This is a genomic window from Pseudomonas sp. FG98, assembly GCF_057808595.1.
Window position 1 is genome coordinate 1 of sequence record NZ_JBMDIJ010000040.1, and the last position, 26,672, is coordinate 26,672.

Below are 26,672 nucleotides of genomic sequence, written 5' to 3' on the forward strand. Positions count from 1 at the left end.
GGAGCCGGCGTTGCCGGCGATGCGCCGCGCGGGCGGCGCTCGATCTCAAGGGCGCCAGAGAAGCCATGACAAGCCCCTGTCAGTCCTGATGCGATCTACTGACGGACCTTTTCGCGTCGTCAGTCATGCTCCAGCTGCACATACTCCAGCATCTTCTGACTCCCATCGAGAATATCCGCGCAGATGGCCTCACGAGCCGCCGCGCCGTCCTGATTCTTCAGGGCGGCGAGCACATCCCAATGGTGATCGATCGCCATGCGCTCGTTGAAGCTGCTGTAGGCCCGGGCAATCAAGGGGCCCGTGCGCATCCACAGGCCATCCAGCAGGCTCGACAGCACCGGCATGGCCGCAATCTCGGTCAGGGCGTAGTGGAATTCGTGGTTGTGGGTGAGGGCGGCGGCGAGGTTGTTGTCCTGGATCGCCGCGAGATTGTTGCGAATGCAGGCTTCCAGGCGCTCGAGCTGCTGCGGCGTCGCCAGCGATGCCGCCGTCTCGGCCGCCAGGCCTTCCAGGGCCAGGCGGATGCTGCGGATTTCCAGGTACTGCCGGGAGGTCAGCATGGGCACGCGGATGTCCCTGGGCGTCTGCAGCACCAGCGCCTGCTCCTTGGCCAACTGGAGAATGGCGTCGCGCACTGGCGTGACGCTGGTGCCCAGTTGCTCGGCCAGGTCGCGGATGCGCAGCCGGTCGTTAGGCTGAAAGCGGCCGGTGATCAGCGCTTCGCGCAGCAGACCGTAGATGCCACTGCCCAGATATGAGTGCTTCAGGTTCTCGATGGGGTAGTTCATTGCTTGCTCGTGTGCGGCACATGCCCGGCGGGGGGAGGGGATCCTTCCGCGCGGGATTATCGAACAACTCAGACATGTTGCCCACCATTGACGTGGATCTCCGCGCCGTTGACGTACGACGCCCCCTGGGTACAGAGGAAGTGGACCAGGGCGGCGACTTCCTCCGGCTTGCCCATGCGTTTCATGGGGATCTCCCGTTCGACGATCAGTTCGGTCCCGGCAGACAGGATCGAGGTGTCGATCTCGCCAGGGGCGATGGCGTTGACCCGCACCCCATGGGCGCCGAAATCATGGGCCATCTCCCGGGTCAGGGCCGATAGCGCCGCCTTGGAGCAGGCGTAGGCGACGCCGGCGAAAGGGTGGACCCGCGAGCCGGCGATGGAAGTGACGTTGATCACCGAGCCCTTTGCCGCTTTCAACTCCTCGAACAGGCCGCGAGCCAGCAGGGCGGTGGAGAACAGGTTGACGTTGAACACGTTCAGCCAGGTGGCGTAGTCGCTATCGAGCACGCCGAGGCGCTCGCCATCCCGGCCCTTGGGGGAGATCCCGGCGTTGTTCACCAGCGCGTCCAGGCGACCGCCGAGTTTTTCGCGAATTTCGGGAAGCCGGTCGTGCACTGCCTGCACGTTGCCCAGATCGAGATGAATGTGATTGGCCAAGCCTTCGGACCACGGACAGCCTTCGCCCAGATCCTGCCTTGACGCGGTGAACACCCGCCAGCCGGCGGCATTGAAGTGTTTCACGGTGGCGTGGCCAATGCCGCGGCTGGCGCCAGTGAGGAGCAAGGTGCGTTTGTCGGTCATGGTGCGATCCCTTTCATCTGGAGAGTAGAGCATAGCCCTAAAAACATGATGCATCATATCTCGAATGTGTTTAAATGCCCCCACCCCGAAGAGGGTTGACCAGCTTCCGCTCACAGGAAGGGTCAGGTTCGATCTGTTTGCTGCCACTACAACAACACTGCCATCCCTTGAAGCTGCCACTTCCCGTAGCGCACCTGGAGAGACGCATGAACAAGAAAATCGCAGCCGTACTGATGCTTGGAACACTTGCAGGATCGTTGAACGCCGCCGAAAAACTGACCGTGGTTTCCTTCGGTGGCAATAATCGCCAGGCCCAGGAAAAGGCCTTCTACCAACCCTTCACCGAGCAGAAGGCCACAAGCATCACCGCCGATGACTACAACGGCGAAATGGCCAAGATCAAGGTGATGGCCGATACCGGCAAGACCAGTTGGGACGTGGTGGAAGTCGAGTCGCCGGAACTCATTCGCGGCTGCAGCGAGGGGCTGTTCGAGCCGCTGGACTGGAAGCGGATCGGCAACAAGGACGATTTCATTCCCGCCGCCGTCAGTGACTGCGGGGTGGGCATCTTCATCTGGTCGACCGTACTCACCTACGACCCGAAAAAACTCGCCTCGGCCCCGCAAGGCTGGACCGATTTCTGGGATTTGAAGAAATTCCCGGGCAAGCGCGGCCTGCGCCGCGGCGCCAAGTTCACCATGGAATTCGCCCTGCTGGCCGACGGTGTGCCCAACCAGGACCTGTACCAGGTGCTCGGCACCGAAGCGGGGATCCAGCGGGCATTCAAGAAACTCGACGAGATCAAGTCCAGCGTGCAGTGGTGGGATTCCGGAGCACAGCCGCTGCAATGGCTGGCGGCCGGCGATGTGGTGATGACCTCGGCCTACAATGGCCGGGTGACCTCGGCGCAGGAAGAGGGGCAGTCCTTCGCGATGCAATGGAACGGCAGCCTCTACGACCTCGACCATTGGGCGATCGTCAAGGGCAGCAAGAAGAAGGAACTGGCCGAATCCTTTATTGCCTTTGCCAGCGAGCCGCTGCAGCAGAAGAACTTCGTCGAGGCCATTCCCTACGGGCCAAGCAACAAGCAGGCGATGGAACTGGTCGACAAGGCGGTCGGTGCAAAGCTGCCGACAGCGCCCGAAAACCTGAAGAACGCCCGCGCCACCGATGCCGAATTCTGGATCGATCATGGCGAGGACCTGGAAGAGCGTTTCAACGCGTGGGTCAACAAGTGATACCGGGCGCCCGCGCAGACGCGGGCGCCTTCAGCAAGTCTTGAGGAACCTGGCCTATGCCGCACGAAAAATCAGCTATCGACGACAGCCTGCTGGAAGTCGCACCCGCGCAGGTCAGTGACCTGCAGGCGGAGGCGGTGCTCCGGCAGTTCTTTGGTTTGAGCGGCAGGCTCGAAAGGATGGGTGGCGAACGCGACCTCAATTTCCGGGTGGTCCTGCCCGACGCCTCGTCCCGGCTGTTGAAACTGTCCCATCCGCTGGAAACCCCGCAGGTCGTCGACTTCCACAACCAGGCCATGCGCCGGATCGAGGTGCGTGATCCCGGGTTGCCGGTGCAGCGCGTGCATCCGGCGCTGGGCGGCGCCTACACGACCTGGGTCGAGATCGACGGGCAGCGCATGTTGGCCCGGTTGCTGTCCTTTGTAGACGGTCTGCCGCTGTATCGGGTGAAGTCCACCAGCCAGCCGTTGCGCCGGGATATCGGACGCTCCCTGGCCCGTCTCGATCGAGCGCTCGAAGGCTTCGTGCACCCGGCTGCGAGTCATACCCTGCTATGGGACATGCAGCACGCCGAGCGCCTGCGGCCGTTGCTGGTGCATATCGCCGAGGATGAAGGACGCGACCTGGTCGCGCAGGGCCTTGATCGCTTCGAATCGCAAGTGCTGCCAAGCATGCCGCGGCTGCGCAAGCAGGTGATTCATAACGATATGAACCCGCACAACATCATCGTCGATCCCGAGAATCCCGATGTGCTGCGCAATATCCTCGACTTCGGCGACATGGTGCATGCACCGCTGGTCAATGAAGTGGCGGTCGCGGCGTCCTACCATCTGGGGCAGGGCGACGACGTGCTGGAGCCAGCGCTGGACGTGATTGGCGCGTACCACCAGCTCACCCCCCTGGCCCGCGAGGAAATCGAACTGCTGCCGGAGCTGCTGACCACGCGCCTGGCCCTGGCCCTTTGCATCAACTCCTGGCGTGCAGTACTGCACCCGGACAATCGCCAGTACATCCATCGCAACTCCCAGCGTGCCTGGGCCAACCTGAGGGCGATGACCGCTCTTTCTCGATCGGAAATCCAGGACCGGATCACCCTGGCCTGCACCCGGGAGCTGACTGCATGAGCATGATCAATGGTTTCACCGCGCAAGACGCCGCGCGGCTTTCACCCAGCGAACGCCGCCTGATCGAGCGCCGCGAGCGTCTGCTCGGCCCGGCCTATCGGCTGTTCTACGAGCGTCCGCTGCATACCGTGCGCGGCGAGGACGTCTGGCTGTTCGATGAGCAGGGGCGCCGCTACCTGGATGCCTACAACAATGTCGCCTCCATCGGTCATTGCCATCCGCGGGTGGTGGAGGCCATGCATCGCCAGTCGCAGCAGCTCAATACCCATACCCGCTACCTGCAGGAGGGGATTCTCGACTACGCCGAACAGTTGCTGGCGTCCTTCGACGCGGACCTGGACCGGGTCATGTTCACCTGCACCGGCAGTGAAGCCAACGACCTCGCCCTGCGTATCGCCAGGCAGTACACCGGCGGTACCGGGGTGATCATCACCCGCTTCGCCTACCACGGCGTGACCGGGGATATCGCCGAGCTGTCGCCATCCCTCGGCCCGGCCATGGTCCTGCCCGGGCATGTGCGCACCGTGCGTGCACCGGATGCCTATCGCCTGGGCAGCGAGCAGGTGGCGTCGATATTCGCTGCCGATGTCCAGGCGGCGATCGACGACATGAAAGCGCATGGCATCCAGCCGGCGGCGATTCTGCTCGATGGCATCTTCTCCAGTGACGGTGTGTTGCCCGGGCCGGCGGGGTGCATTGCCGAGGGCATCGCCGTGGCCCAGGCAGCGGGCATGCTCTATATCGCCGACGAGGTCCAGCCGGGCTTTGCCCGTACCGGCCTGAATATGTGGGGCTTTGCACGGCACGGCGTGAAACCTGACATCGTCACCCTCGGCAAGCCCATGGGTAACGGCCAGCCCATCGCCGGCATCGTCGGGCGCTCCGAGGTGGTCGATCACTTCGGCAGGAACATGCGCTACTTCAATACCTACGGCGGCAACCCGGTGTCCTGCGCGGCGGGCAAGGCGGTGCTGGATGTGATTCAGGAGGAGAACCTGCAGCAGCGTTCCCATGCTATCGGTGGCTACCTGCTCGACGGCTTGTCCCGGCTGGCCCGGCGCCATGAGCTGATCGGCGATGTCCGGGGGGCTGGCATGTTCCTCGGCGTCGAGCTGGTCAGCGATCGGGCGACCCGCCAGCCGGCAGCCGAACAGGCGCGCACGGTGGTCAATACGATGCGTGAAAACGGCGTGCTGATCAGTGCCGCCGGCCCGCTGGAGAACGTACTGAAGATACGGCCGGTGCTGACCTTCACCGAGGAGCATGCCGATCTGCTGACTCAGGCGGTCGATACGGCGCTCGCTGATATCTGACTGCGATCCCCGCTTCATCCGCTTCGACTTTCCTTTCTCGCCCTCCGGCCACTTTTGTGGCCGGAAACGGGCGCCTGTACACCTCGCCAGCTACTTTTACCCACCCTGAACGGATATCAGATTTGATAAGTCGTGATTATTTCATCTTATATTTCAAGGATTTCATGTTTCATTATTGACTGAATTGGTATGTAAATACACAATACGTACCACATTATGAAATCGCAGGAAAACGCAACATGGCTCGTGGTGGCATCAACAAAGCGGTAGTGCACAAGGCCCGTCAGGCGATCCTGGCCCGGGGCGATCATCCGAGTATCGACGCGGTGCGTATTGAACTCGGAAATACCGGCTCGAAAACCACCATTCATCGCTATCTCAAGGAGCTGGACATCCAGCAGCCGCCGGCCACCACCAGCGTGCCGGACCTCAGCGAGTCCATCAGCGGGCTGGTGCGGCAGTTGGCTGAACAATTGAAGGAAGAAAGCGACAGCAAGATCGACGAGGCGCAGAAGTCCTTCGACCTGGAACTCGCTGCGCTCAAGGCCCAGTTGCAGGACAGCCAGCAGGCGTTGGCGGCAACCCAGCAGCAATTGCAGATCCAGGGCACGGCGCTGGCAGCGGAGTCGGCCGAACTGGCCACCACCCGCAGCACCCTGCAGAGCGAACACACGCGCAATGCAACGCTGAGCCAGGCCGTTGGCGAACTGAACCTGCGCCTGGCCGACAAGGACGAACAGATCGCCTCGCTGGAAGACAAGCACCAGCACGCCCGCGATGCCCTGGAGCACTACCGCGCCGCCAGCCGCGAACAGCGCGAGCAGGACCAGCGCCGTCACGAGGCGCAGGTGCAGCAGTTGCAGGTGGAACTGCGTCAGCTGCAACAGACCCTGATCGTCAAGCAGGACGAAACCACTCGCCTGAACCGCGACAACGAGCGCTTGCTGGTGGAAGCCCGGCATATTCAGCGCGAATCGCAGCAGCTCAAGGACCAGTGCGAGTTGCATGTGCTCGAAGGCCGCACCCTCAGCGCCAACCTGGCGCAGTCCCAGGGCGCGCGGGAAGAGCTGCAACGGCAAGGCCAGGCACTGGCGGCACAACTGGAGCAGGTCAGCGGCGAACGGCAGCAACTGGCCAAGCAGGTGAAGGAGCTGGAAGCGAGCGTCGACGCATTGCGTGCAGCGCAGCAGACTCCGGCGGCGGAGTAACGGCTACAAGACTTTGCCCATGGCGCATCGGTTTGGCAGGCCCAGTGCCTGCTCATGCCGCAGTTGTTCGCCAAGAAAGCGTTCCAGCGCCTGCTCATCCAGACGCTGGAAACCAAGGCGGGCGTAGAAGGGCGCGTTCCATGGCACATCGGCAAAGGTGGTCAGGGTCAGCGCCGTGAAGCCTTCGGCCCGGGCCCACCGCTCGACCTCGGCCAGCAACTTTCGCCCCAGTCCCAGCCCCTGATGGGACCGGGCGACCGACAACTCCTCGATGTGCAAAGCAGTTTCCTGCACGCTGGCGCATAGAAAGCCGCACGGCCGATCGTCGTCATCCAGCACCACCCAGTGCAGCCCGCTGGCGATAAAGCCCAAGTGCTGCTCGATGCTCAGAACATCGTGCCCGGCCAGCCAGGCCAGGTGCTCAATCGCGGCGAACGACTGCGCTGCCGATTGCTCGATGGCAGGCAACAGGGAGGCGTCGGAGGGGCGGGCAGGGCGGATGGTCATCGGTACCTCGGGGGACGTTGCCGGGAGCACACCTTAGCAGCAAGGCCAATGGTATTGGTCTACTCGATTCGGACGTTTCCCCATTCCCCCTTCGCAGTTATTGCTATCCCCCCAATAACCAGCGAGCCCGTCATGCCCGATATCCAGACCCACGAGGACTCCGGCGTCCTCCTTATCACCTTCAACCGTCCGGCCAGGAAAAACGCCATTACCGTCGCCATGTACCGGCAACTGACCGAAGCCTTGCAGCGGGCAGCGAGCGATCCGGATATCGCCGTGGTGCTGTTCCAGGGCGATGAGCAGGCCTTCTGCGCCGGTAACGACCTGAGCGATTTTCTCGCTGAACCGCCCGACGACCTGGATGCTCCGGTCTGGCAGTTCCTGCGGGTGCTGGCGGCGTTTCCCAAGCCGATGGTCGCGGCAGTCTGCGGTGTGGCCGTGGGTATCGGCGCGACCTTGCTGCTGCATTGCGACCTGGTCCTGTGTGGCAGCAATGCACGCTTCAGCCTGCCGTTCGTGAACCTCGGGCTGTGCCCGGAGGCGGGTTCGAGCCTGCTGCTGACTCGCCTTGTCGGTTACCCGCGAGCGGCCGAGATCCTGCTGCTGGGCGAACCCTTCGATGCCGCTGCGGCGGCGCAGGCTGGTTTGGTCAGTCAGGTACTGGAACCACGGGAGGTGCTGGAGCGAGCCCTGGCCCAGGCGCGCAAACTGGCAAGCAAGCCGCTCCAGGCCCTGATGGAGAGCAGGCGCCTGCTGAAAAGCACCGACCAGGCCGCCGTGTTGGCGCGTATAGATGAGGAAGCCCAGGTGTTCATCAGGCTGCTGAACAGTGAGGCGGCTCGCCAGGCAATCGCAGGTTTCGGAGGGAAGCGATAACGCAGCTCCTACCTGGACGGCACCGCATCCTTCACCTGCCGCGAAGTGCGCAACAGCAGTACCACCGCCCCCAGTACCGGCAGGCTGACCAGCAACAGCGCATAACGCAGCGAGTCCTGCCCGGCCAGGGGTAGCAGCAAGTCACTGAGCAGACCGGCCAGCAACGGGCCGACGCCGATGCCAAGCAGGGTGCTGACGATGGTTTGCAAGGCCATCGCGGCACCCCGGCGATTACCCGGTACCAGTTGGCTGACCAGGTTGTACGAAGGCGCTACCCACCACACCGCGAAGAAGCTGTACACGGCGCACCAGAGCATGGCCAGCGGCACCGGCAGGCTGCCGAGGCGAAGCAGCAGGGTATCTGGCCAAAGCAGATAGACGGCGAGGGCGGTCATGGCGGTGAGGTGGCCGATGATCGGGATGGAGAACTGCCAGTGCCCGGCGCGTCGGGCCAGGCGGTCGCTGAGCCAGCCGCTGAACAGCCCGCCGACCCCGGCGGCGCTGCCGCAGATCACCCCGGCCAGTAAACCGGCATGCTGCAGCGACAAGCCGTGGCTGCGGACCAGGAAACTGGTATTCCACATGGCGATGGCATAGGAGCTGAGGGTGGTCAGCCCGCCAGCCAGGATCAGTTGCCGATACGCCGGCAGCGTCCATAAGCCATGGGTTTCCCTGAACAGGCCGGGCGAGGGTGAGGACACCACAGGCGCCAGGTCCCAGCGCCCACGCTGTGGATCGCGGACCATGCAGGCCAGCACCACGGCAAACAGCAAACCCGGCACGCCAAGGGCGACAAAGGCGAAGCGCCAGCCATGCTGCTCGACCACCCAGGCCCCGATGCTCAGGCCGATGATCGAGGAAAAGGTCGGTGCGGCCGTAAAGCAACTGATGGCGAAGGAGCGTCGTTGCGGCGGGTACAGGTCGGCAATCAGCGACAGGGACGCCGAGGTGGTCGGCGATTCGCTGACCGCCACCAGCATCCGCGCCACGGCCAGCGCCACGAAACTGCCGGCGATGCCGCAAGCCATGGTCGCCAGCGCCCAGAGCAGGCAGGACGCCGCCAGCAGCCGGGTGCGCGACAGACGATCGACCAGGCGCCCGGCCGGCAACCCGGCCAGGGCGTAGACCGCAGCGAAGGCCAGCCCGGAAATCAGGCCCATGGCGGTATCGCCGACGCCGAACTCGGCTTTTATCGGCTCGATCATCACCGCGAGGATCTGCCGCCCGACGAAGTTGTCGGCGAACACCAGCGCCAGCAGCAACAACAGGCCATGACCGCGCCAGCCCACCGGGGTGACCGACAGCGCGGGCTCGGCGGCGCTCATCGCGGCGCCCAGAGATCGGGCAGGCCGGGGTCGCTGACCACGATCAGGCGCTTGAGCAGCACTTTCAGCGCCTGGGCATCGGCAGCACCGAGCTTGGCGGTGAGCTCCTGTTCCACCGCCTTGGCCAGGGCCACCTGTTGCAGCGACGTCTCGCGGCCCTTGGCGGTGAGGACGAAGCGCGGGTCGTCATCCTCGCCCTCGATCGCCACCAGTTGCTGGCGTTCGAGGAAGCGCATGCTGGCCAGGGTCACCACATGCCCGGTGTAGCTGACGAAGGTGTTGATCTCGTCGAGCCCGAGATTGTCGCGGATGCACAGCACCGCGAGGATGAAGAAGGCCTGTTCGTCCAGTTGCTGGTTGCACAGCAGTTGGCGCAGCAGATTGAGCACCTGGTAATGGCCGCGGCCCAGCAGGTAGCCGAGCAGATCCTCGGTATAGCTGCATTCCGGCGGTGGCGGGGTGGTCGCCAGGCGCAGTTCGTGACGCGGCTTGCGCGTGGCCAGGGCGTACTGGCCGCTCTGGAAGGCCAGCGGGGCGCGGTCGCTGTGGTCGAAGGCGAGCACCTCGCCGACGAAGATCACATGGTCGCCGCCTTCATACTGGAACGCCGTACGGCACTGGAAGCGGGCGGTACAGTCCTGCAGCAGCGGTGCTTCGCTGATGCCGCGATCCAGCTCGACCTCGGCGAACTTGTCTTCGCCCTGGGTGGCGAAACGCCCGGACAAACGCTCCTGTTCGGTGGACAGCACATGCACGTTCCAGTGCTTGCCATTGCTGAACACCGGCAGGCTGCGTGCCTGCTTGGACAGGCTCCAGAGCACCAGCGGCGGGTTCAGCGATACCGAGTTGAAGCTGTTGGCGGTAATGCCCACCGGCGCGCCGTCCTCGCCCTGGGTGGTGATGATGGTGACGCCGGTGGTGAAGGTGCCGAGCGCCGCGCGGAAGGCCTGGGGGTCGAAACCGAAGTGTGGTGTTGCCATGACTGGCCTCATGCAGTGGTTTTTACATGGGGCCAGTATTGGGCGCGGCATGGCCCGCAGCATCGTCTCAACGGACTAACGCTTTTGCCCGATCCTCGTCCGATCGGACGACGCGCAGCACTCGTTGCGGCGGCAACGTGGCGGCCAGGACACCGTCACTTGCCAGGGGAATCCCGATGAGTTCAGCCGTTTCTTCATTGCTTGCCGCCCAGAAAGCCGCGTTCAACGCCGCCGGCAAGGTCGATGCTGCCACCCGCCGCCAGCGCATCCAGCGGGTGATCGACCTGCTGGTGGCGCACCACGGCGCGTTGACCGAAGCCATGGGCCTGGATTTCGGTGGTCGCCCCGCCGGCTTCTCGCTGATGAACGATGTCCTCGGCGCCCTGGCGTCGCTCAAGCACGCCCGCGATCACCTCGAACAGTGGATGCAGGACGAGCCCCGCGCGCCGTTCCCGCCCTATGACCAACTGGGCGCCGATGCCTGGATCATGTACCAGCCCAAGGGCAGTGTCGGCATCATCGGCACCTGGAACGCGCCGCTGTACACCTTGTTCAGCCCGCTGGCTTCGGTGCTGGCGGCGGGCAACCGGGCCGTGCTCAAACCCTCGGAAGTGACCCCGCGCACCGCCGCCCTGGTGGCCCGGCTGTGCGCCGAACACCTCGACCCGCTGGAGGTGGCGGTGGTGACCGGCGATGCCGAGGTGGCCGCAGCCTTTACCGCGCAACCTTTCGACCACCTGGTGTTCACCGGCAGCACCGCTGTCGGTCAAGCGGTCATGGCCAATGCGGCACAGAACCTGGTGCCGCTGACCCTCGAACTGGGCGGCAAGTCGCCGGTGATCCTGTCGTCCAGCGCCGACCTGGACCAGGCCGCCTTCAGCATCGCCGTGGCCAAGGCCACCAATGGCGGGCAGATCTGCATCAACCCGGATACCGTCCATGTGCCGCGACACCTGCTGGAGCCCTTCGTCGCGGCGCTGCGCAGTGCCTATGCCAGCCTGCACCCGCGCATCGCCGGCAATGCCGATGTGGTGGCGGTGATCAACGAGCGGCATCTGGCCCGGGTCGAGGGCTATATCGATGAGGCACGCCAATTGGGCACGCGGGTCGAGAGTCTGCCGCAAGAGTTGCCGCTCAGCACTGAGGATCGCCGGCGTCCGCTGCGCCTGGTGATCGACCCGCCTGCCAGTAGCCGGATCATGACCGAAGAAATCTTCGGCCCGGCGATGGTGCTGCTCGGTTACGACGATCTCGACGCGGTCATTGCCGGGATCAACGCCGGGCCAAGGCCGCTGGCGCTGTACTGGTTCGGCCAGGATGCCGAAGAGCAGCGTCATGTCCTGCAGCACACCCATTCCGGCGGTGTCACCCTCAACGACGTGATGATGCATGCGGCCATGCATGATGCGCCTTTCGGCGGCATCGGCGCCTCCGGCATGGGTCATTACCATGGGCGCGAAGGCTTCCTCGAATTCAGCCACTTGCGCACGGTGTTCAAGGCCCCGGTCCATGACCCGCGTCGGGAATGGGGCTTGCTGCCGCCGTATGGCGAACACTACCTGGCGGCGATGCTGTCCATGGTCACCTGCGACTGAGCCTGGCGAGGATCTCCTGTGTTCAAGTCGATCACCATCGCCCAGCGCCTGTGGTCATGGGCGCTGCTGGCCACCTTGCTGTTCGTCGCTGCGGTGGGCTTTGGCGTCTACGGCCTGCACCAGGCTCGTGACAGCCTGCGGCGCATCAACGAAGACAACCTGGCGACCCTGCTGGCTTTCGGCGAAATCCAGCATCGCCTCGATGAAGGCCGGCGCCTGGCCTTGCTCGCCGTGCTCCACGACCCGGACGGGCCGCTGATGGCCGCGTTCGATCGTTCGGTGGAAATCACCCTCGGCACCATCGAAGCCAGCAACGCCGAGCTGGACCGGCACTGGCGTGCCTATCGCCAGCGTTCGCTGAGTGCCGAGGAGGAGCAGGTCGCTGACACCTTCGAGGGGCATTACGCGCGCTGGAACGAGGAACTGGCGATCTTGCTGGAGTCCTTGCGCGCCGGGGATTTCCGCCTGCCGGGGATCATCTCCTTCCTGCGCGTGGCCGAACCGGCCGGCAGTGCTGCCGGCGTCGAGTTGGGCAAGTTGCAGGTGCTCCAGCAAGCGGCAGCGGCACAGGCCTACGAGGTGGCGCAGCAACGCTACCGCGCCACGCTGCTGGCGTACCTGTTGCTGGCGGTGGTCGGTGTGCTGGTCGGCAGCGCAACGGCTGTTACCACCCTGACACGCCTGCGCCGCGCCTTCGGCCAGGCCGCCGAAGCCATGCGTGCGATTGCCGCCGGTGATCTGTCGCAGCAGGTACGGGTACAAGGGCGGGACGAATTCGCCCTGATGCTTGCCGACATCGCTGCCATGCGCGACAGCCTGCACGGGCTGATCTCGCAGATGCGCGATCTGGTCCGGCAGGTCGGTTGCGAGGCCACGCACCTGGCGGAGTCGGCGGAACTGGCCTCGCGGGCGAGCCAGCAGCAGGCCGAAGCGGTGCAGGGCATTTCCACTGCGGTGGAACATCTGTCCGGCTCGATCGGCGAGGTGGAGAACCACGTGGGGCTATCGCGGGATATCACCCAGCATTCGGCCGGGCGTTCGGGCCGCAGCGAGGGCTTTATCCGCGATATGGCCCAGGAAATGAACCGTATCAGCGATGTGATCAGCGACACCACCGTGCATATTCACCAGCTCGAAGGCTTCTCCGACGAGATCAGCGCGGTGCTGGGGGTGATCCGCAATATCGCCGAGCAGACCAACCTGCTGGCCCTCAATGCCGCCATCGAAGCGGCCAGGGCAGGGGAGCAGGGCCGGGGCTTTGCCGTGGTCGCCGACGAGGTGCGCCTGCTGGCCCAGCGCACCGGCCGTTCGATCGGCGAAATCGACCTGACCGTGCAGCGTCTCCAGGAAGGTACTCGTGCCGTGGTCGACGGCATGGGCCGGGTTGTGCTGCGGGTTCGCGAAGGCGTCAGCCTGGCCCATGAGGCCGGGGATTCCGTGGCGCAGATTCGCAGCGGCACGGATGATGTGATCCGCAGCGTGGACACCATCGCCACGGTGATCGAACAACAGGTCAGGGTGACCCGGGAGATGGTCGTACGGGTCGAGAATGTCTCGGCGGGCACCGGCGCCTTGTCTGCCAGTGCCGGGCGCAGCGCCATGGCGGCAGCCGACCTGGAGCAACTGGCGCGAGCGCTGGATCAACTGGCAGCGAGGTTCACCATGGCATGACACAGGGGCGGTATCGCGCCTCGAACACCACTCGATAACTATAAGGCTCAATTCCAAATGACCAGCCAATACCCCCGCCGCACCGTACTTAAAGCCACTGCCATTACTGCCGGAATCGGCCTGCTCGGGCGTTTCGCCCAGGCCGGCGAACTGTCCGCCGCCGACTACCAATCCCTCGATGCCTGGGCCATGGCCGAGGCCGTGCGCCGTGGCGAGCTGAGCCCGGAAGCGCTGCTCGATGCCGCGTTGGCGCGCAAGGCCCTGGTCGACCAGCAGGTCGGCTCGGTGAACATGCTCCACGAGGACTACGCCCGCACGCTTCTGGCCCGGCGCCGCGCCGCCGGCCAGCAGGCCATCGGCGCCCTGGCCGGGGTGCCGCTGCTGCTCAAGGATCTCAACACGTCCCTGCAAGGCACGATCACCAGCAATGGCAGCCGTCTGTTCAAGAATGCGCCGCCGGCCAGCCAGACCAGCACCCTGATCGCCCGCTACGAGCGCGCCGGTGCAGTGCCATTCGGCAAAACCACCTGCCCGGAGTTCGGCCTGACCACCACCACCGAATCCCTGGCCTGGGGCCAGACGCGCAATCCGTGGAATACGGCCCACAGCGCCGGCGGCTCCTCGGGCGGTGCGGCGGCGGCCGTGGCGGCAGGCATCGTGCCGGTGGCCCATGCCACCGACGGTGGCGGCTCGATTCGCATTCCGGCGTCCTATTGCGGGCTGGTGGGGCTCAAGCCCGGGCGCTATCGCACCCCTAGCGGCCCGGCACATTTCGAGGGCTGGTTCGGTGCCAGCGTGGGCAATGTGGTGTCCCGCAGCCTACGCGATACCGCCTTGTTCCTCGATGCCGGCCACGGCCACGAACCCGGCAGCGCCTACTGGACCCCGCCACCGGAACGCCCTTACAGCGAAGAGCTGAAGCGCGAACCCGGCAAGCTGCGCATCGCCGTGGTCCGCCAGTCGCTGACCGGAGCGCCCCTGGACCCGGCCATCGCCGCCACCCTGGAAAAGACCATCAAGCAACTCGGTGGCCTCGGTCACGAACTGGAAGAACTGAGTCTGGGCGTCGATCCACGGCAACTGTTCGGCGCCCACGGCATGGTCATCGGCACCGCCTTGCTCAGCCTGGTGCAAGAGCGTGAGCAGGCGTTGGGCCGGCCGGCGGATGCGGGTGACCTGGAACGCATCACCCGGGTGGTGCTGGAGCGCGCCCAGGGCACCAGGGGCCAGGATCTGTACCGAGCGCGACAGTCTTTCGAAAGCATCGGCGCGACCATGGAGCGGCATTTCGAACGCTTCGACCTGATCCTGTCGCCGGTCACCGCCAACCTGACGCCGCCGCTGGGCCTGCTTAGCCTCGACCAGGACTGGGACAGCTATGCCCGCCACGCCATGGGTAGTGCCAGTTTCACCGTGCTGGCCAACGTCAGCGGTCAGCCGGCGATCTCCCTGCCATTGGGCATGAGCGACAGCGGCTTGCCGGTGGGCATGATGTTGACTGCCCGGCTGGGCGGCGAGGGCGTGTTGCTGCGCCTGGCCAGCCAGATCGAGCAGGACACGCCATGGGCGGGAAGGCGGGCACGGATCTGAGTGTCAGCCAGCCTTGCGCAGGGTGAAGTTGATGCGTCGCGGGCCCAGCAGCGGATGGCGACCGTCCTTGAGCGGCAGGATGCCGTGGAAACGCAGACGGTCCTCGCCGCCCCAGACCATCACGTCACCATGCAGCAGGCCGACTTTCTGCGTCGCCTGCGCGCGCTCGTGGCCGCCAAGCAGGAAGGTGGCGGGCAGGCCGAGGGAAACCGAGACGATCGGCTGGCTGAAATCCCGTTCATTGCGATCCTGGTGCAGGGTCAAGCGATTGCCCGGCAGGTAGCTGTTGATCAGGCAGGCGTCCGGGGTGAAGTCCTTGAACCCGGCGGTGTCGGCTGCGGCCCTGGCCAGTTCGAGGAAAACCTCGGGCATGTCTGGCCATGGCAGGCCGCTCAACGGGTCGTTTGGGCTGTAGCGGTAGCCGCGCTGGTCACTGATCCAGCCCAGGTCGCCGCAGTTGGTGACGCGGACGGCAATGGTCCGTCCGCCTGGGGTGGTCATGTTGCGAAAGGGGGCGGCGAGAACGATCTGACGCAGCGCCGGGAGCAACTGCTCGACCCGATCCAGGGCGAAGCCGGGCAGGAGTACGACCTGCTGGCCGAGCCATTGCGCTTCGCGGGGTGCCGCTTGGGAGAAGAGGTCGATTTGCATTCGGGGATATTACCCCTGTTCCTGTGTGGATGCCGATGGCCCTATCGCTGGCAATGCCAGCTCCCACAGGGGGCGCGTCGATCACAAATATTGTGGCTGGGCCAGAACCCTGTGGGAGTCGGCGTTGCCGGCGATGAGGCCCTCGATTCATCCAGGAAAATCCAGGGCGGGCAGCTGCGCGATTAGAAAATCACCCAGCTTCTCTATCCCGGCCTCCCAAGCACTGCCTTGCGGCCACACCAGGTAATAGCCATCCCCGGTGGCCACGGCCTGGCTGAAGGGCAACGCCAGGCGCCCATCCCGCACATGCCTGCCGATCAAGGCCAGGTCACCGATGGAAATGCCATGCCCGGCCATGGCTGCCCCCATGCCCTGGTCCAGGGTGTCGAAACAGATGCCGCGGTTCAGGTCCGCTTCCAGACCACTGCCGTGCAGCCAGCGCTGCCAGTCCCGGCGGTCCGCGGAAGGATGCACCAGCGCTGCATCAGCAAGCTGTGCGGCATCCCAGGGGGCATCGCCCAGTAGCGCCGGGGCGCAGATCGGAATCAGCCACTCCTCGAACAACTTGCGGCACCTGACCTGCTCGCCGAAATGGCCGTTGCCGAGCAATACCGCGCAGTCATAGGGCTCGCTGGAGAAGTCGACACTGTCCTGGTCCATCCAGACGCTGGACAGTTGCACGCTGATCGCTGTCTGGGCCTGGCGAAAATCCTCCAGGCAGCCCAGCAGCCAGTGCATGGTCAAGGTCGAGGGGGCTTTCAGGCGCAGTTGCCGGCCACCGTCGCGAAACGGCTGGCAAGCCTGCTCGATCAGGCTGAAGGCGCCATTCAATTGCCTGGCCAGGCGCTGCCCGACATCGGTCAGGCGCAGGCGCGGGCCATGGCGTTCGAACAGACGACAGCCAAGATGATCTTCCAGGCTGCGGATATGTCGGCTGATGGCGCTCTGGGTCAGGGACAGCTCGTCGGCAGCGCGAGTAAAGGAGCAGGAGCGGGCGGCAACCTCGAAGGCGCGCAAGGCGTAGAGCGGGGGCAGGCGGTCGGCCATGGGCAGGGCTCATCATGAGTTGGAGTCATAGTAGGCCAGCGCATTTTGCGTTTTTCAAGGCGGCACCGGACAGGGACAATCCGCGTATTCAACGTACCGAGAGCCGAACATGAATACGCCGCTGCTGATCGCCTACCTGGGCACCGTTGTCCTGCTGATTGCCACCCCGGGGCCGGTGGTCCTGCTGGTGGTGGAGGCCGCCAGTCGTTCCGGCACGGCTGCTGCAGTACGTACCGCACTGGGCGCCAATGCGGCGTCGCTGGTACTGGTGGCTGCCGCCGCCGCCGTGCTGGCGGGTACCCTGGCCCTGAGCCCGCAGGTGTTGCAGTGGGGCGCGCTGTTCGGTTGCCTGTTCATTGGCTGGCTGGGGTTCAGTGGCTTGCGTGCTGGCGACGCCGGGGAGACTGCCACAAGGAGCAAAGCCAGTGGCTGGTGGCAGGGTTTTCTGATCGGGATTTCCAACCCCAAGGACATCCTGTTCTTCGTCGCCCTGTTTCCCCAGTTCATCCCGGTCACCGAGTCCTTCGGCAGCAGTATCGGGCTGTTGGCAACGCTTTGGCTGGTGGTCGACCTGGGCATCCTGGCCTTGTACATCGGCCTGATGCGCCACGCCCTGGCGCAGCGCTACAGGACGTGGGTGTCGCGGTTGTCGGCGTGGATGCTGTTGCTGCTGGCCGTGGTGGGGGTGGCCTATTGGTGTCGGGTGCTGCTGGCTTGAAGCAGCAGCAGGGTGCGCTCAGCGCGAAGCCACGGCCTTGGTGGTGTTGGTCTGCTGCAGCAGGACGGTCAACTGCGCGACCTGCTCCTGCAGGGCGTCGCGCTCCTGTTTCAGGCGCTGCAGTTCGTCGCGGCGAATCGAGACGTAGAGCGTCTGGGGCGGTGCTGCCGAGATCAGGGTTTGCATAGGGCACCTCACTAATGGCTTGTCACACAACTGAAGCGTAGACGCTTGACCGGGCGCGATTCTGAATTCTTTTTTTCATCGAGGGAACTTTTTTATTGGCTGCTGTCTCGCCGTTCGTCGTGAAACCATCGCTGCCGCGCACTGGACTAACCTTGTGCACTTCTTCCTTCGACTGGAGCATCGGCATGCAACTGGGAATCGTGGGACTGGGCCGCATGGGCGGCAATATTGCAAGACGCCTGATGCGCAACGGTCATCAAGTGGTAGTGAACGACCGCAATCAGGCAGCGATCGATGCACTGGTGGGCGAGGGCGCGCAAGGCGCTGCCGACCTGCCGGCGCTGGTCAGGCAGATGAACGCGCCACGGGCGATCTGGGTGATGCTGCCGGCCGGCGAGGCCACCGAGCAGACCCTGGCCAGGCTGGCCGACCTGCTGGAGCCCGATGATGTACTGATCGATGGCGGCAACAGCTTCTACAAGGACGACATCCGCCGCGCCGGCGAGCTGAAAAAACGCCAACTGCACTATGTCGATGTCGGCACCTCGGGCGGTGTGTGGGGCCTGGAGCGCGGCTACTGCATGATGATCGGCGGCGAGGAAACCGTGATCGAACGGCTCGATCCGCTGTTCGCCAGCCTGGCCCCGGGCGTTGGCAGCATCCCGCGCACCCGTGGCCGCGAAGGCGCGCCAAGCCGCGCCGAACAAGGCTACATCCACGCCGGCCCGGCGGGTTCCGGGCATTTCGTCAAGATGATCCACAACGGTATCGAATACGGCCTGATGCAGGCCTATGCCGAAGGCTTCGACATCCTGCGCGGCAAGGCCGGCGAGGCGCTGCCGGCGGAGCAGCGCTACGAGCTCGATCTGGCGCAGATCGCCGAGGTCTGGCGCCGTGGCAGCGTGGTCACCTCCTGGCTGCTGGACCTGACCGCCGACGCCCTGGCCGCCGACCCGGCGCTCAGCCGCTACAGCGGCGCGGTTGATGACAGTGGCGAAGGCCGCTGGACCATCGATGCCGCCGTGGAACAGGCGGTGCCGGTGCCGGTGTTGAGCAGCGCGCTGTTCGCTCGTTTCCGCTCCAGGGAGCAGCAGGGCACCTACGGCGACAAGCTGCTGTCGGCCATGCGTTTCGGTTTTGGCGGCCATGTCGAGCGTTCCGAATGAACAGATACAACGTCGAAACCGCTCCCCCTTGCACCCTGTTCCTGTTCGGCGCCAGCGGCGACCTGGTCAAGCGTCTGTTGATGCCAGCGCTGTACAACCTCAGCCGCGACGGCCTGCTGGACAACAACCTGCGCATCGTCGGCGTCGATCACAACGCAGCGACCGGCGCCGAGTTCGCCGAGCGCCTGGAAGCCTTCATGCGCGAGCGCGACAAGGGAGCCGCGGAAGGCGCGCAGTGCCTTGATCCGAAGCGCTGGGCACGCCTGGCCAGGCACATCGATTACCTGACCGGGGATTTTCTCGATGCCGCCACTTACCAGGCCATCGGCAAGCACATCGGCAAGTCGCGCAACGGTAATGCGATCTTCTACCTGGCCACCGCGCCACGCTTTTTCGCCGATGTGGTACAGCGCCTCGGCGCCGCCGGACTGCTCGACGAGGGCGAGGGCTTTCGCCGGGTAGTGATCGAGAAGCCGTTCGGCTCCGACCTGGCCAGCGCCGAGATGCTCAACGCCAGCCTGCTGCGGGTGATGAGCGAGAAGCAGATCTATCGGATCGACCATTACCTCGGTAAGGAGACGGTGCAGAACATCCTGGTCAGCCGTTTTTCCAACGGCCTGTTCGAGTCGTTCTGGAACAACCACTACATCGACCATGTGCAGATCACTGCAGCGGAAACCGTCGGGGTCGAGGAGCGCGCAGCGTTCTACGACCATACCGGTGCACTGCGCGACATGGTGCCCAATCACCTGTTCCAGTTGCTGGCGATGGTGGCCATGGAACCGCCGGCGGCCTTCGGCGCCGATGCGGTGCGCAGCGAGAAGGCCAAGGTGATCGGCGCGATCCGGCCCTGGTCCAAGGCCATGGCCCTGAAGAACTCGGTACGCGGCCAGTACACCGAGGGCAAGCAGGGACGGCGCAAGCTCAAGGGTTATCGCCAGGAACCGCGAGTGGCAGCGGACAGCCAGACGGAAACCTATGTGGCGCTCAAGGTGATGATCGACAACTGGCGCTGGGTCGGCGTGCCGTTCTACCTGCGTACCGGCAAGCGCATGAGCGTGCGCGATACCGAGATCGCCATCTGCTTCAAGCCAGCGCCCTACGCGCAGTTCCGCGACAGTGATGCGCAGCGGCCCAAGCCCAACTACCTGAAGATCCAGATCCAGCCCAACGAAGGCATGTGGTTCGACCTGCAGGCCAAGCGCCCCGGACCGGCCCTGGAAATGGAAACCATCGCCCTCGGTTTCGCCTACAAGGACTTCTTCAAGATGCAGCCGGCCACCGGCTACGAGACGTTGATCTACGACTGCCTGACCGGCGACCAGACCCTGTTCCAGCGTGCCGACAACATCGAAAACGGCTGGCGTGCGGTACAGCCGTTCCTCGATGCCTGGCAGGAGGGCGGCGAGGTGCATGAGTACGCCGCCGGGGAGGACGGTCCGGCGGCAGCGGACGAACTGCTCGGCAAGGACAAGCGCAGCTGGCATAGCCTGGGCTGAGCGCCCCACGAGTTTTTTCCTTTCTTGTGCAGGGCCCGTTGCAGACGGGCTTCCTGCCGTTTTCTGGCGCCATTTATTCGCCGCAATGGCATCTGGCTATATTTTTCGGAATGGGGCAATCTTGCGAAAAAACGGACCTGGTTCACATTTCGCGATATTTCATGTGACCTGAGTATTTACTTTTCGCGCAAACCAAAAAGGTCGTCCCATTGAACCGCATCCAGGCAGCGACCTCATCCGTTCGCAGGCGCCCGGCGCACCCGCTGCTGGCCAGGCAGAACAGAGTCCCGGGCTGGACTCGTTGCGCAGTAATCTGGCCTGTGAAGTCACTGACAACATCCTGTGCTGCCTGCCATTGTCCACGCACTACGGTCTGTATCAGATGCTCATGACCGTGGCCGCCGGGACCACCCCGGTAGTGGAGCAGGCTTTCAGCGGGCCTGCCTCTTGCAAGGACAGCATCGAGCGGCATCCGGTTGCCTACGGCACACCGGGATCACGCCGACAGATATCAAGGATGAGCAGCCTGTTTTTCAAATCCCATGCCTTTTCCCTGTACGGCCTGCCCGAAGGTGAGCGCTGCGCTTGCCTGATGGCGGAAAACAGGGCAGCGGCGGCCCATGGCCACCGCGCGATGGAAGTGGTGGATCCCAACCAGCGGACAGCGGATGTCGGCGAGCTGCTGGAGCACTGCCCGGATGGCCTTGCCACCTGGCCGGTCCCGGTGGGAGTCACTGTCAAACCGATGATGCCCGGCACGGGTAGCGGGCGAGTGGATCTCGTCTCGCTACGGGACCTGGCACGCAATGAGCAAGCCGCGGTGGCTGCATGAGCACCGCACGAGAGACGCTTATGGAAGAACCGACCTTCGATTTCGACAGAATGCTGTGCTTCACCCTGTATTCCACCGCCAATGCCATGGTCCGCGACTATGGCGAGCCGCTGCGCCGGCATGGCGTGACCTACCCGCAGTTGCTGGTGCTGATCGGCCTGTGGGGCGAGGACGACATGTCCATCAGCTCCCTCAGCGCAGTGACCCTGTTCGACCTCGGCACCCTGACGCCGATCATCCGCCGCCTGAGTGATGCGGGCTTTATCAGCGTCTACCTCGACCCCGGCGACCGGCGCCGGCGCAAGGTCCTGCTGACCGACAAGGGCAAGGCCCTCAAGCTCGAAGCCGCGCAACTGTTCGACTGCATGAACGGCAAGCTCGGCCTGGAGCCCGGCAATCGCCAGCAGATGCTCGACACCTGCAAGCAGATCCGCTCGCGATTACGTTGAGGTTTACGGATCGAGCGACTCCGGGGTATTGAAATTGGCCAGCCGGGGATCGTCTTCGGCGCACTCCAGCGCCAGCAAGGGCCCGCCACGCAACACCCACGACAGACTGCGTTCGCCACTTTCCCAGGCGGCTGAAAGTGTGGGTGTGAGTGCGCGCGGGACCAGGCTGAACATGGGTTGCCAATGTTGGCCCTGGCGGACCATCACTGGGGTTTGTGGGTCGCTGGCCAGGCTCAGCAACGCCTCGACCAGGGCCTGGTCGACGCGCGGTGCATCGCAGGCCAGGACCAGCAGCCAGTCATGCCGGGCGACCGCCAGGCCGGCGAGCACCCCGGCGAAGGGGCCGGGAAAATCGCCTTCGGCGTCCTGCACCAAGGTATCGGCGTAGGGGCGATAGGCATCCTGGTTGCGATTGCAGGAGATGATCAGGTCGTCGCTCAGAGGCCGCAGCGTCTTGTGCAGATGGGCGACCAGGGGCTCGCCACGCCATTCCAGCAAGCCCTTGTCCCGCCCGCCCATGCGCTGGCCGCGGCCGCCGGCGAGGATGAGGATGGAGCAGGGGGGGAGGTGGGTAGTCATGGGGCGGGGTTCCGGTTCACAAGGCGGTCACCTTCCCATGTGCAGCAGGCAGGTTTCAACTTTGTTGTGTTCAAGTGCCTCATCGCTGGCAAGGCCAGCTCCCACAGTGACCGCGTTCGGCCTGGATCCTGAGGTAAACCGAGATCCTTGTGGGAGTCGGCATTGCCGACGATGAGGCCAGCAAGCCCAACGGATATCCTCAGGAGCTCGCCTCGCCCGCAGGCAAAACAGCTCCGGCTTTCTTTTTCTGATACCCACTCACCCGCATCACCACCACAAAGAACACCGGCACGAACACCACCGCCAGGGTCGCACTGAGCATGCCGCCGACCACCCCGGTGCCGATCGCCTGCTGGCTCGCCGAACTGGCACCGGTGGCGATGGCCAGTGGCACCACGCCGAGGATGAACGCCAGCGAGGTCATCACGATCGGCCGCAAGCGCAGGCGCGCCGCGCGGACCGTGGCGTCGACCAGATCATGCCCGTCGTCCACCAGGCTCTTGGCGAATTCGATGATGAGGATGGCGTTCTTCGCCGACAGGCCGATCAGGGTGATCAAGCCGACCTTGAAGAACACATCGTTGGGCAGCCCACGCAGGGTCACCGCCAGCACCGCGCCGAGAATACCCAGCGGTACCACCAGCAACACCGAGGTCGGAATCGACCAGCTTTCGTACAGCGCCGCCAGGCACAGGAACACCACCAGCAGCGACAGCGCCATCAACAGCGGCGCCTGGCTACCGGACAAACGCTCCTGCAACGACAGCCCGGTCCATTCCAGACCGAAGCCCAGCGGCAGTTCGCTGACCAGGCGCTCGATCTCTGCCATGGCTTCGCCCGAACTGTGCCCCGGTGCCGGTTCGCCGCTAACGGCAATCGCCGGATAACCGTTGTAGCGGGTCAACTGCACCGGCCCGGAGACCCATTGCGCCTTGGCGAATGCGGCCAGGGGCACCATCTTGCCGCTGCTGTTGCGTACATGGATCTGCAGCAGGTCCTCGACCTGGCTGCGGCTGTCGCCCTCAGCCTGCACCACCACCCGCTGCATGCGGCCCTGGTTGGGGAAGTCGTTGACGTAGCTGGAACCCACCGCGGTATTGAGCACCGTGCCGATATCGGCGAAGGACACGCCGAGGGCATTGGCCTGCTTGCGGTCGATTTCCAGCTGTACCTGGGGGCTTTCCGCCAGCGCGCTTTCACGCACGTTGACCAGCACCGGGCTCTTTTCCGCCGCGGCGAGCAACTGGTCGCGGGCCGCCATCAGCCGGGCGTAGCCCAGGCCGCCACGGTCCTGCAGACGGAACTCGAAGCCGGTGGAGGTGCCCAGGCCGTCGATCGGTGGCGGCAATACCGAATAGGCAATGGCGTTCTTGAACTGGCTGAAGGCGATGGTGGCGCGCTCGGCGATGGCCGCCGCAGCGTCATCGGCGGCGCGCTCCGACCAGTCCTTGAGGGTGGTGAACACCAGCGCGGCGTTCTGCCCGTTGCCGGAGAAACTGAAGCCAAGGATCACCGTGGTATTGCCGACGCCCGGCTCGCCGGCATTGTGCGCCTCGATCTGCGCCGCCACCTGTTCGGTGCGCTCGCGACTGGCCCCCGGCGGCAATTGCACGTCAGTGATGGTGTAGCCCTGGTCTTCGGTGGGCAGGAAGGACGACGGCAACTGGCTGAAGCTGAACACCAGGGCGCCGAACAGCAGGGCGTAGACCAGCAGATAGCGCCCGGTACGGGCCAGGGCATGCACCACCCAGCGCTGGTAGCCATTGCTCATGGCGTCGAAGCGCCGGTTGAACCAGCCATACAGGCCGCGTCGTTCATGGTGTTCGCCCTTGGCCACCGGCTTGAGCAGGGTGGCGCACAGGGCCGGGGTCAGGCTCAGGGCAAGGAACGCCGAGAACAGGATCGACACCGCCATGGACATGGAGAACTGCTGGTAGATCACCCCCACCGAACCGCTCATGAAAGCCATCGGCAGGAACACCGCCACCAGCACCACGGTGATGCCGACGATGGCGCCACTGATCTGGCCCATGGCCTTGCGCGTCGCCTCCTTCGGCGGCAGACCTTCTTCCATCATGATCCGTTCGACGTTTTCCACCACGACGATGGCGTCGTCCACCAGGATGCCGATGGCCAGGACCATGCCGAACAGGGTCAGGACGTTGATCGAGAAGCCCAGGGCGAGCATGGCGGCGAACGTACCCATCAGCGCCACCGGCACCACCAGGGTCGGGATCAGGGTGTAGCGGATGTTCTGCAGGAACAGCAGCATCACCAGGAACACCAGGACCATGGCTTCGCCCAGGGTGTGGATCACCTGGGTGATCGAGACCTTGACGAAGGGCGAGGTGTCGTAGGGGATGTCGTACCGGGCGCCCGGCGGGAAGTAGCGCGACAGTTCGTCCATCTTCTCGCGGACCAGGGTCGCGGTCTGCATGGCGTTGGCGCCGGGCGCCAGTTGCACGCTGAAGGCGGTGGCGGGCTTGCCGTTGAGGCGGGTACCGAACTGGTATTCCTGGGCGCCGATCTCGACCCGGGCGACATCGCCGATGGTCACGCTGGAGCCGTCCTGGTTGGCGCGCAGGACGATGGCGGCGAACTCTTCCGGGCTCGACAACTGGCCCTTGACCAGCACGTTGGCGGTGATCTCCTGGCCACGACGGCCGGGCAGGTCGCCGATGCTGCCGGGGGCGACCTGGGCGTTCTGCGCGGCGATGGCGGTGTTGACGTCCTCGGGGGTGAGGTTGAAGGCAATCAGCTTCGCCGGATCGATCCAGATGCGCATGGCCCGCTCGGAACCGTACAGCTGCGCCTTGCCCACACCGGGCAGGCGACGGATCTCGTTCATCACGTTGCGCGCAAGAAAGTCGCTCAGCGCGGTTTCATCGAGACGCGGATCCTCGGCACTGAGGGTCACCAGCAGGAGGAAGCCGGTGGACACCTTTTCCACCTGCAGGCCTTGCTGGGTCACCGCCCGCGGCAGGCGCGACTCGACGATCTTCAGGCGGTTCTGTACATCGACCTGGGCAAGCTCCGGGTTGGTCCCGGGCTCGAAGGTGGCGGTGATGGTGGCGCTGCCCAGGCTGCTCTGGGACTGGAAATACAGCAGGTGGTCGGCGCCGTTGAGCTCCTGTTCGATCAGGCTGACCACGCTGTCGTCCATGGTCTGCGCCGAGGCACCAGGGTAGACCGCGTAGATCTCCACCTGCGGCGGGGCGACGTTGGGGTACTGGGCCACCGGCAGCTTGGGCAGGGCCAGGGCGCCGGCGAGGAGAATGAACAGCGCGACCACCCAGGCGAAAATCGGGCGATCAATGAAAAACCGTGGCATGGATCAGGCCCTCACTGGCCGGAAGTCTGGACGATGGGCTGGCTGGCGATGGCGGCAGGGGTGACCTGCACCTGGTCACCGGCCTTGACGTGTTGCAGGCCTTCGGTGACCACGCGCTCGCCCGGGGTCAGTCCATCGCTGACGATCCAGCGGTTGTTCTGCGCCGCGCCCAGCACCACCGCGCGTTCGACGATGCGCTGCTCGCCATCGACCACCAGCACCCGTGGCTGGCCGGCGCTGTCGCGCAGGATGGCCTGCTGCGGCACGCTGATGCCCTTGGGCTGTACGGCCTGCTCGACGCGCACGCGGATAAAGCTGCCCGGCAGCAGGTCGAGGTCGGGGTTGGGGAACTCGCTGCGCAGGGTGATCTGGCCGGTGCTCTGGTCCACGGCGATATCCGAGAACAGCAGCTTGCCGGGGAGCGGGTAGGGCGTGCCGTCATCCTGGATCAGGGTGACCCGGGCCTGATCCTGGCCGACCTGCTGCAATTCGCCGGCCCGCAGCGAGCGGCGCAGGGCGTTGATTTCGCGGGTCGACTGGGTGACGTCGGCATGGATCGGGTCAAGCTGCTGGATGGTCGCCAGGGCAGTGCTTTCGTTCTGCCCGACCAGCGCGCCCTCGGTGACCAGGGCACGGCCGATACGTCCGGAAATCGGCGCGGTGACCGTGGCATAGCCGAGATTGAGCCTGGCCCGTTCGACCGCCGCCTTGGCTGCGGCCACATCGGCATCCGCCTGCATCGCGGCGGCGCGGGCGTTGTCGTGGTCCTGGCGGCTGACGGCGTTGATGGCGATCAGTTCGGCGTAGCGCTCATCCTGCAACTTCGCCTGGTAGCGGGTCGCCTCGGCCTTGGCCAGAGTCGCCCGGGCGCTGTCGTAGTCGGCCTGGAACGGCGCCGGGTCGATGCGGAACAGCACATCGCCCTGTTTCACGTCGCTGCCTTCGCGGTATTCGCGCTTGAGCACCACACCGGCGACCCGCGCCCGCACTTCGGCGACCCGGGGCGCCTGGATGCGTCCGGACAGTTCGCTGCTGATCGCCAGCGCCTGGACCTGCACGGTTTCCACCGAAACGTTGGGCGTGGGCATTTGCGCTTCTTCGCCGGCTTTTTCATCGCCGCAGGCGGCAAGCAGGAGGAAGGTGGCGGCGAGGGGAAGAAGGCGCAGACGGGCGGGGCTTGAAGGAAACATAGGGAT

At 64.9% G+C, this 26,672-nt stretch carries 24 protein-coding genes; 13 read left to right on the forward strand and 11 right to left on the reverse strand.

Going from position 1 to position 26,672, the window contains the following annotated elements; translation table 11 throughout:
* Positions 1-119 precede the first annotated feature (119 nt).
* Entirely contained in the window at positions 120-788 is a 669-nt protein-coding gene (locus ACODSK_RS20670) for a GntR family transcriptional regulator (protein WP_489018758.1), read from the reverse strand.
* Between the two features lie 68 nt (positions 789-856).
* A complete protein-coding gene (locus tag ACODSK_RS20675; protein ID WP_489018760.1) occupies positions 857-1,591 on the reverse strand; it encodes an SDR family NAD(P)-dependent oxidoreductase in 735 nt (244 codons plus the stop codon).
* A 206-nt stretch (positions 1,592-1,797) separates the two neighbouring features.
* Here ACODSK_RS20675 and ACODSK_RS20680 point away from each other — a divergent pair, with 206 nt between their 5' ends.
* The 4 genes from ACODSK_RS20680 to ACODSK_RS20695 all read left to right on the forward strand — a co-directional run bounded on the left by ACODSK_RS20680 (position 1,798) and on the right by ACODSK_RS20695 (position 6,474).
* On the forward strand, positions 1,798-2,829 hold the full coding sequence (locus tag ACODSK_RS20680; RefSeq protein WP_489018761.1) for an ABC transporter substrate-binding protein: 1,032 nt from the start codon (positions 1,798-1,800) through the stop codon (positions 2,827-2,829).
* 56 nt (positions 2,830-2,885) lie between these two features.
* Positions 2,886-3,953, forward strand: coding sequence for a phosphotransferase (locus ACODSK_RS20685; RefSeq protein WP_489018762.1), 1,068 nt, complete (start codon positions 2,886-2,888; stop codon positions 3,951-3,953).
* Positions 3,950-5,266, forward strand: a complete 1,317-nt coding sequence (locus tag ACODSK_RS20690) for an aspartate aminotransferase family protein (RefSeq protein ID WP_489018763.1) — start codon at positions 3,950-3,952, stop codon at positions 5,264-5,266. Before ACODSK_RS20685 ends, ACODSK_RS20690 begins: the two co-directional genes overlap by 4 nt.
* A gap of 239 nt (positions 5,267-5,505) precedes the next feature.
* Positions 5,506-6,474, forward strand: a complete 969-nt coding sequence (locus ACODSK_RS20695) for a DNA-binding protein (protein WP_489018765.1) — start codon at positions 5,506-5,508, stop codon at positions 6,472-6,474.
* Positions 6,475-6,477: 3 nt separating this feature from the next.
* Here the strand turns inward: ACODSK_RS20695 and ACODSK_RS20700 are convergent, their stop codons facing one another.
* Complete coding sequence (locus ACODSK_RS20700; protein ID WP_489018766.1) at positions 6,478-6,981, reverse strand: GNAT family N-acetyltransferase; 504 nt, start codon at positions 6,979-6,981, stop codon at positions 6,478-6,480.
* Between the two features lie 132 nt (positions 6,982-7,113).
* On the opposite strand from ACODSK_RS20700, the gene ACODSK_RS20705 reads away from it, so the two are divergent.
* Positions 7,114-7,857, forward strand: a complete 744-nt coding sequence (locus tag ACODSK_RS20705; RefSeq protein ID WP_489018767.1) for an enoyl-CoA hydratase — start codon at positions 7,114-7,116, stop codon at positions 7,855-7,857.
* A gap of 8 nt (positions 7,858-7,865) precedes the next feature.
* Here the strand turns inward: ACODSK_RS20705 and ACODSK_RS20710 are convergent, their stop codons facing one another.
* Positions 7,866-9,182 carry a spinster family MFS transporter gene (locus ACODSK_RS20710; protein WP_489018769.1) on the reverse strand — a complete coding sequence of 439 codons (1,317 nt, stop codon included), beginning with the start codon at positions 9,180-9,182 and terminating at the stop codon, positions 7,866-7,868.
* Positions 9,179-10,162, reverse strand: a complete 984-nt coding sequence (locus tag ACODSK_RS20715; RefSeq protein WP_489018771.1) for a flavin reductase — start codon at positions 10,160-10,162, stop codon at positions 9,179-9,181. Before ACODSK_RS20715 ends, ACODSK_RS20710 begins: the two co-directional genes overlap by 4 nt.
* 176 nt (positions 10,163-10,338) lie before the next feature.
* Here ACODSK_RS20715 and ACODSK_RS20720 point away from each other — a divergent pair, with 176 nt between their 5' ends.
* Genes ACODSK_RS20720 through ACODSK_RS20730 form a run of 3 tightly spaced genes read left to right on the forward strand, consistent with a single transcriptional unit; the run spans position 10,339 to position 15,018 of the window.
* Entirely contained in the window at positions 10,339-11,757 is a 1,419-nt protein-coding gene (locus tag ACODSK_RS20720) for a coniferyl aldehyde dehydrogenase (RefSeq protein WP_489018772.1), read from the forward strand.
* Between the two features lie 18 nt (positions 11,758-11,775).
* Positions 11,776-13,428 carry a methyl-accepting chemotaxis protein gene (locus ACODSK_RS20725; protein WP_489018774.1) on the forward strand — a complete coding sequence of 551 codons (1,653 nt, stop codon included), beginning with the start codon at positions 11,776-11,778 and terminating at the stop codon, positions 13,426-13,428.
* Positions 13,429-13,485: 57 nt separating this feature from the next.
* Positions 13,486-15,018, forward strand: coding sequence for an amidase (locus ACODSK_RS20730; RefSeq protein ID WP_489018776.1), 1,533 nt, complete (start codon positions 13,486-13,488; stop codon positions 15,016-15,018).
* A 3-nt stretch (positions 15,019-15,021) separates the two neighbouring features.
* On the opposite strand, the gene alkB is transcribed toward ACODSK_RS20730, so the two are convergent.
* Positions 15,022-15,669: a DNA oxidative demethylase AlkB gene (gene alkB, locus ACODSK_RS20735; RefSeq protein ID WP_489018777.1), complete on the reverse strand. Its 648-nt coding sequence runs from the start codon at positions 15,667-15,669 to the stop codon at positions 15,022-15,024.
* Positions 15,670-15,816: 147 nt separating this feature from the next.
* Entirely contained in the window at positions 15,817-16,716 is a 900-nt protein-coding gene (locus tag ACODSK_RS20740; RefSeq protein WP_489018779.1) for a LysR substrate-binding domain-containing protein, read from the reverse strand.
* A gap of 109 nt (positions 16,717-16,825) precedes the next feature.
* Between ACODSK_RS20740 and ACODSK_RS20745 the strand changes: the two genes are divergently transcribed.
* Entirely contained in the window at positions 16,826-17,434 is a 609-nt protein-coding gene (locus tag ACODSK_RS20745) for a LysE family translocator (RefSeq protein WP_489018780.1), read from the forward strand.
* Between the two features lie 18 nt (positions 17,435-17,452).
* Here ACODSK_RS20745 and ACODSK_RS20750 read toward each other — a convergent pair whose 3' ends face one another.
* Entirely contained in the window at positions 17,453-17,620 is a 168-nt protein-coding gene (locus ACODSK_RS20750) for a DUF6026 family protein (RefSeq protein ID WP_489018782.1), read from the reverse strand.
* Between the two features lie 185 nt (positions 17,621-17,805).
* Between ACODSK_RS20750 and gnd the strand changes: the two genes are divergently transcribed.
* The 4 genes from gnd to ACODSK_RS20770 all read left to right on the forward strand — a co-directional run bounded on the left by gnd (position 17,806) and on the right by ACODSK_RS20770 (position 21,566).
* Entirely contained in the window at positions 17,806-18,786 is a 981-nt protein-coding gene (gene gnd, locus ACODSK_RS20755) for a phosphogluconate dehydrogenase (NAD(+)-dependent, decarboxylating) (RefSeq protein WP_489018784.1), read from the forward strand.
* On the forward strand, positions 18,783-20,285 hold the full coding sequence (gene zwf / locus ACODSK_RS20760; protein ID WP_489018785.1) for a glucose-6-phosphate dehydrogenase: 1,503 nt from the start codon (positions 18,783-18,785) through the stop codon (positions 20,283-20,285). The genes gnd and zwf overlap by 4 nt, the downstream gene beginning before the upstream one ends.
* 301 nt (positions 20,286-20,586) lie before the next feature.
* Positions 20,587-21,117 carry a hypothetical protein gene (locus ACODSK_RS20765; protein WP_489018787.1) on the forward strand — a complete coding sequence of 177 codons (531 nt, stop codon included), beginning with the start codon at positions 20,587-20,589 and terminating at the stop codon, positions 21,115-21,117.
* Positions 21,114-21,566, forward strand: coding sequence for a MarR family winged helix-turn-helix transcriptional regulator (locus tag ACODSK_RS20770; RefSeq protein ID WP_489018788.1), 453 nt, complete (start codon positions 21,114-21,116; stop codon positions 21,564-21,566). The genes ACODSK_RS20765 and ACODSK_RS20770 overlap by 4 nt, the downstream gene beginning before the upstream one ends.
* 3 nt (positions 21,567-21,569) lie before the next feature.
* Here ACODSK_RS20770 and mobA read toward each other — a convergent pair whose 3' ends face one another.
* From mobA to ACODSK_RS20785, 3 genes are all read right to left on the reverse strand, one after another.
* A complete protein-coding gene (gene mobA / locus ACODSK_RS20775) occupies positions 21,570-22,145 on the reverse strand; it encodes a molybdenum cofactor guanylyltransferase MobA (protein ID WP_489018790.1) in 576 nt (191 codons plus the stop codon).
* 199 nt (positions 22,146-22,344) lie between these two features.
* Positions 22,345-25,476 (reverse strand): multidrug efflux RND transporter permease subunit, encoded by a 3,132-nt coding sequence (locus ACODSK_RS20780; protein ID WP_489018792.1) that lies wholly within the window; start codon positions 25,474-25,476, stop codon positions 22,345-22,347.
* 11 nt (positions 25,477-25,487) lie between these two features.
* Positions 25,488-26,666: an efflux RND transporter periplasmic adaptor subunit gene (locus tag ACODSK_RS20785; protein WP_489018793.1), complete on the reverse strand. Its 1,179-nt coding sequence runs from the start codon at positions 26,664-26,666 to the stop codon at positions 25,488-25,490.
* Between the last annotated feature and the right edge of the window lie 6 nt (positions 26,667-26,672).

Excerpts from the sequence above, each read along its gene's own strand:
- ACODSK_RS20670 (WP_489018758.1), bottom strand. The coding sequence starts at position 788 with ATGAACTACCCCATCGAGAACCTGAAGCACTCATATCTGGGCAGTGGC.
- ACODSK_RS20675 (WP_489018760.1), bottom strand. The coding sequence starts at position 1,591 with ATGACCGACAAACGCACCTTGCTCCTCACTGGCGCCAGCCGCGGCATT.
- ACODSK_RS20680 (WP_489018761.1), top strand. The coding sequence starts at position 1,798 with ATGAACAAGAAAATCGCAGCCGTACTGATGCTTGGAACACTTGCAGGA.
- ACODSK_RS20685 (WP_489018762.1), top strand. The coding sequence starts at position 2,886 with ATGCCGCACGAAAAATCAGCTATCGACGACAGCCTGCTGGAAGTCGCA.
- ACODSK_RS20690 (WP_489018763.1), top strand. The coding sequence starts at position 3,950 with ATGAGCATGATCAATGGTTTCACCGCGCAAGACGCCGCGCGGCTTTCA.
- ACODSK_RS20695 (WP_489018765.1), top strand. The coding sequence starts at position 5,506 with ATGGCTCGTGGTGGCATCAACAAAGCGGTAGTGCACAAGGCCCGTCAG.
- ACODSK_RS20700 (WP_489018766.1), bottom strand. The coding sequence starts at position 6,981 with ATGACCATCCGCCCTGCCCGCCCCTCCGACGCCTCCCTGTTGCCTGCC.
- ACODSK_RS20705 (WP_489018767.1), top strand. The coding sequence starts at position 7,114 with ATGCCCGATATCCAGACCCACGAGGACTCCGGCGTCCTCCTTATCACC.
- ACODSK_RS20710 (WP_489018769.1), bottom strand. The coding sequence starts at position 9,182 with ATGAGCGCCGCCGAGCCCGCGCTGTCGGTCACCCCGGTGGGCTGGCGC.
- ACODSK_RS20715 (WP_489018771.1), bottom strand. The coding sequence starts at position 10,162 with ATGGCAACACCACACTTCGGTTTCGACCCCCAGGCCTTCCGCGCGGCG.
- ACODSK_RS20720 (WP_489018772.1), top strand. The coding sequence starts at position 10,339 with ATGAGTTCAGCCGTTTCTTCATTGCTTGCCGCCCAGAAAGCCGCGTTC.
- ACODSK_RS20730 (WP_489018776.1), top strand. The coding sequence starts at position 13,486 with ATGACCAGCCAATACCCCCGCCGCACCGTACTTAAAGCCACTGCCATT.
- alkB (WP_489018777.1), bottom strand. The coding sequence starts at position 15,669 with ATGCAAATCGACCTCTTCTCCCAAGCGGCACCCCGCGAAGCGCAATGG.
- ACODSK_RS20740 (WP_489018779.1), bottom strand. The coding sequence starts at position 16,716 with ATGGCCGACCGCCTGCCCCCGCTCTACGCCTTGCGCGCCTTCGAGGTT.
- ACODSK_RS20745 (WP_489018780.1), top strand. The coding sequence starts at position 16,826 with ATGAATACGCCGCTGCTGATCGCCTACCTGGGCACCGTTGTCCTGCTG.
- ACODSK_RS20750 (WP_489018782.1), bottom strand. The coding sequence starts at position 17,620 with ATGCAAACCCTGATCTCGGCAGCACCGCCCCAGACGCTCTACGTCTCG.
- gnd (WP_489018784.1), top strand. The coding sequence starts at position 17,806 with ATGCAACTGGGAATCGTGGGACTGGGCCGCATGGGCGGCAATATTGCA.
- zwf (WP_489018785.1), top strand. The coding sequence starts at position 18,783 with ATGAACAGATACAACGTCGAAACCGCTCCCCCTTGCACCCTGTTCCTG.
- ACODSK_RS20770 (WP_489018788.1), top strand. The coding sequence starts at position 21,114 with ATGAGCACCGCACGAGAGACGCTTATGGAAGAACCGACCTTCGATTTC.
- mobA (WP_489018790.1), bottom strand. The coding sequence starts at position 22,145 with ATGACTACCCACCTCCCCCCCTGCTCCATCCTCATCCTCGCCGGCGGC.
- ACODSK_RS20780 (WP_489018792.1), bottom strand. The coding sequence starts at position 25,476 with ATGCCACGGTTTTTCATTGATCGCCCGATTTTCGCCTGGGTGGTCGCG.
- ACODSK_RS20785 (WP_489018793.1), bottom strand. The coding sequence starts at position 26,666 with ATGTTTCCTTCAAGCCCCGCCCGTCTGCGCCTTCTTCCCCTCGCCGCC.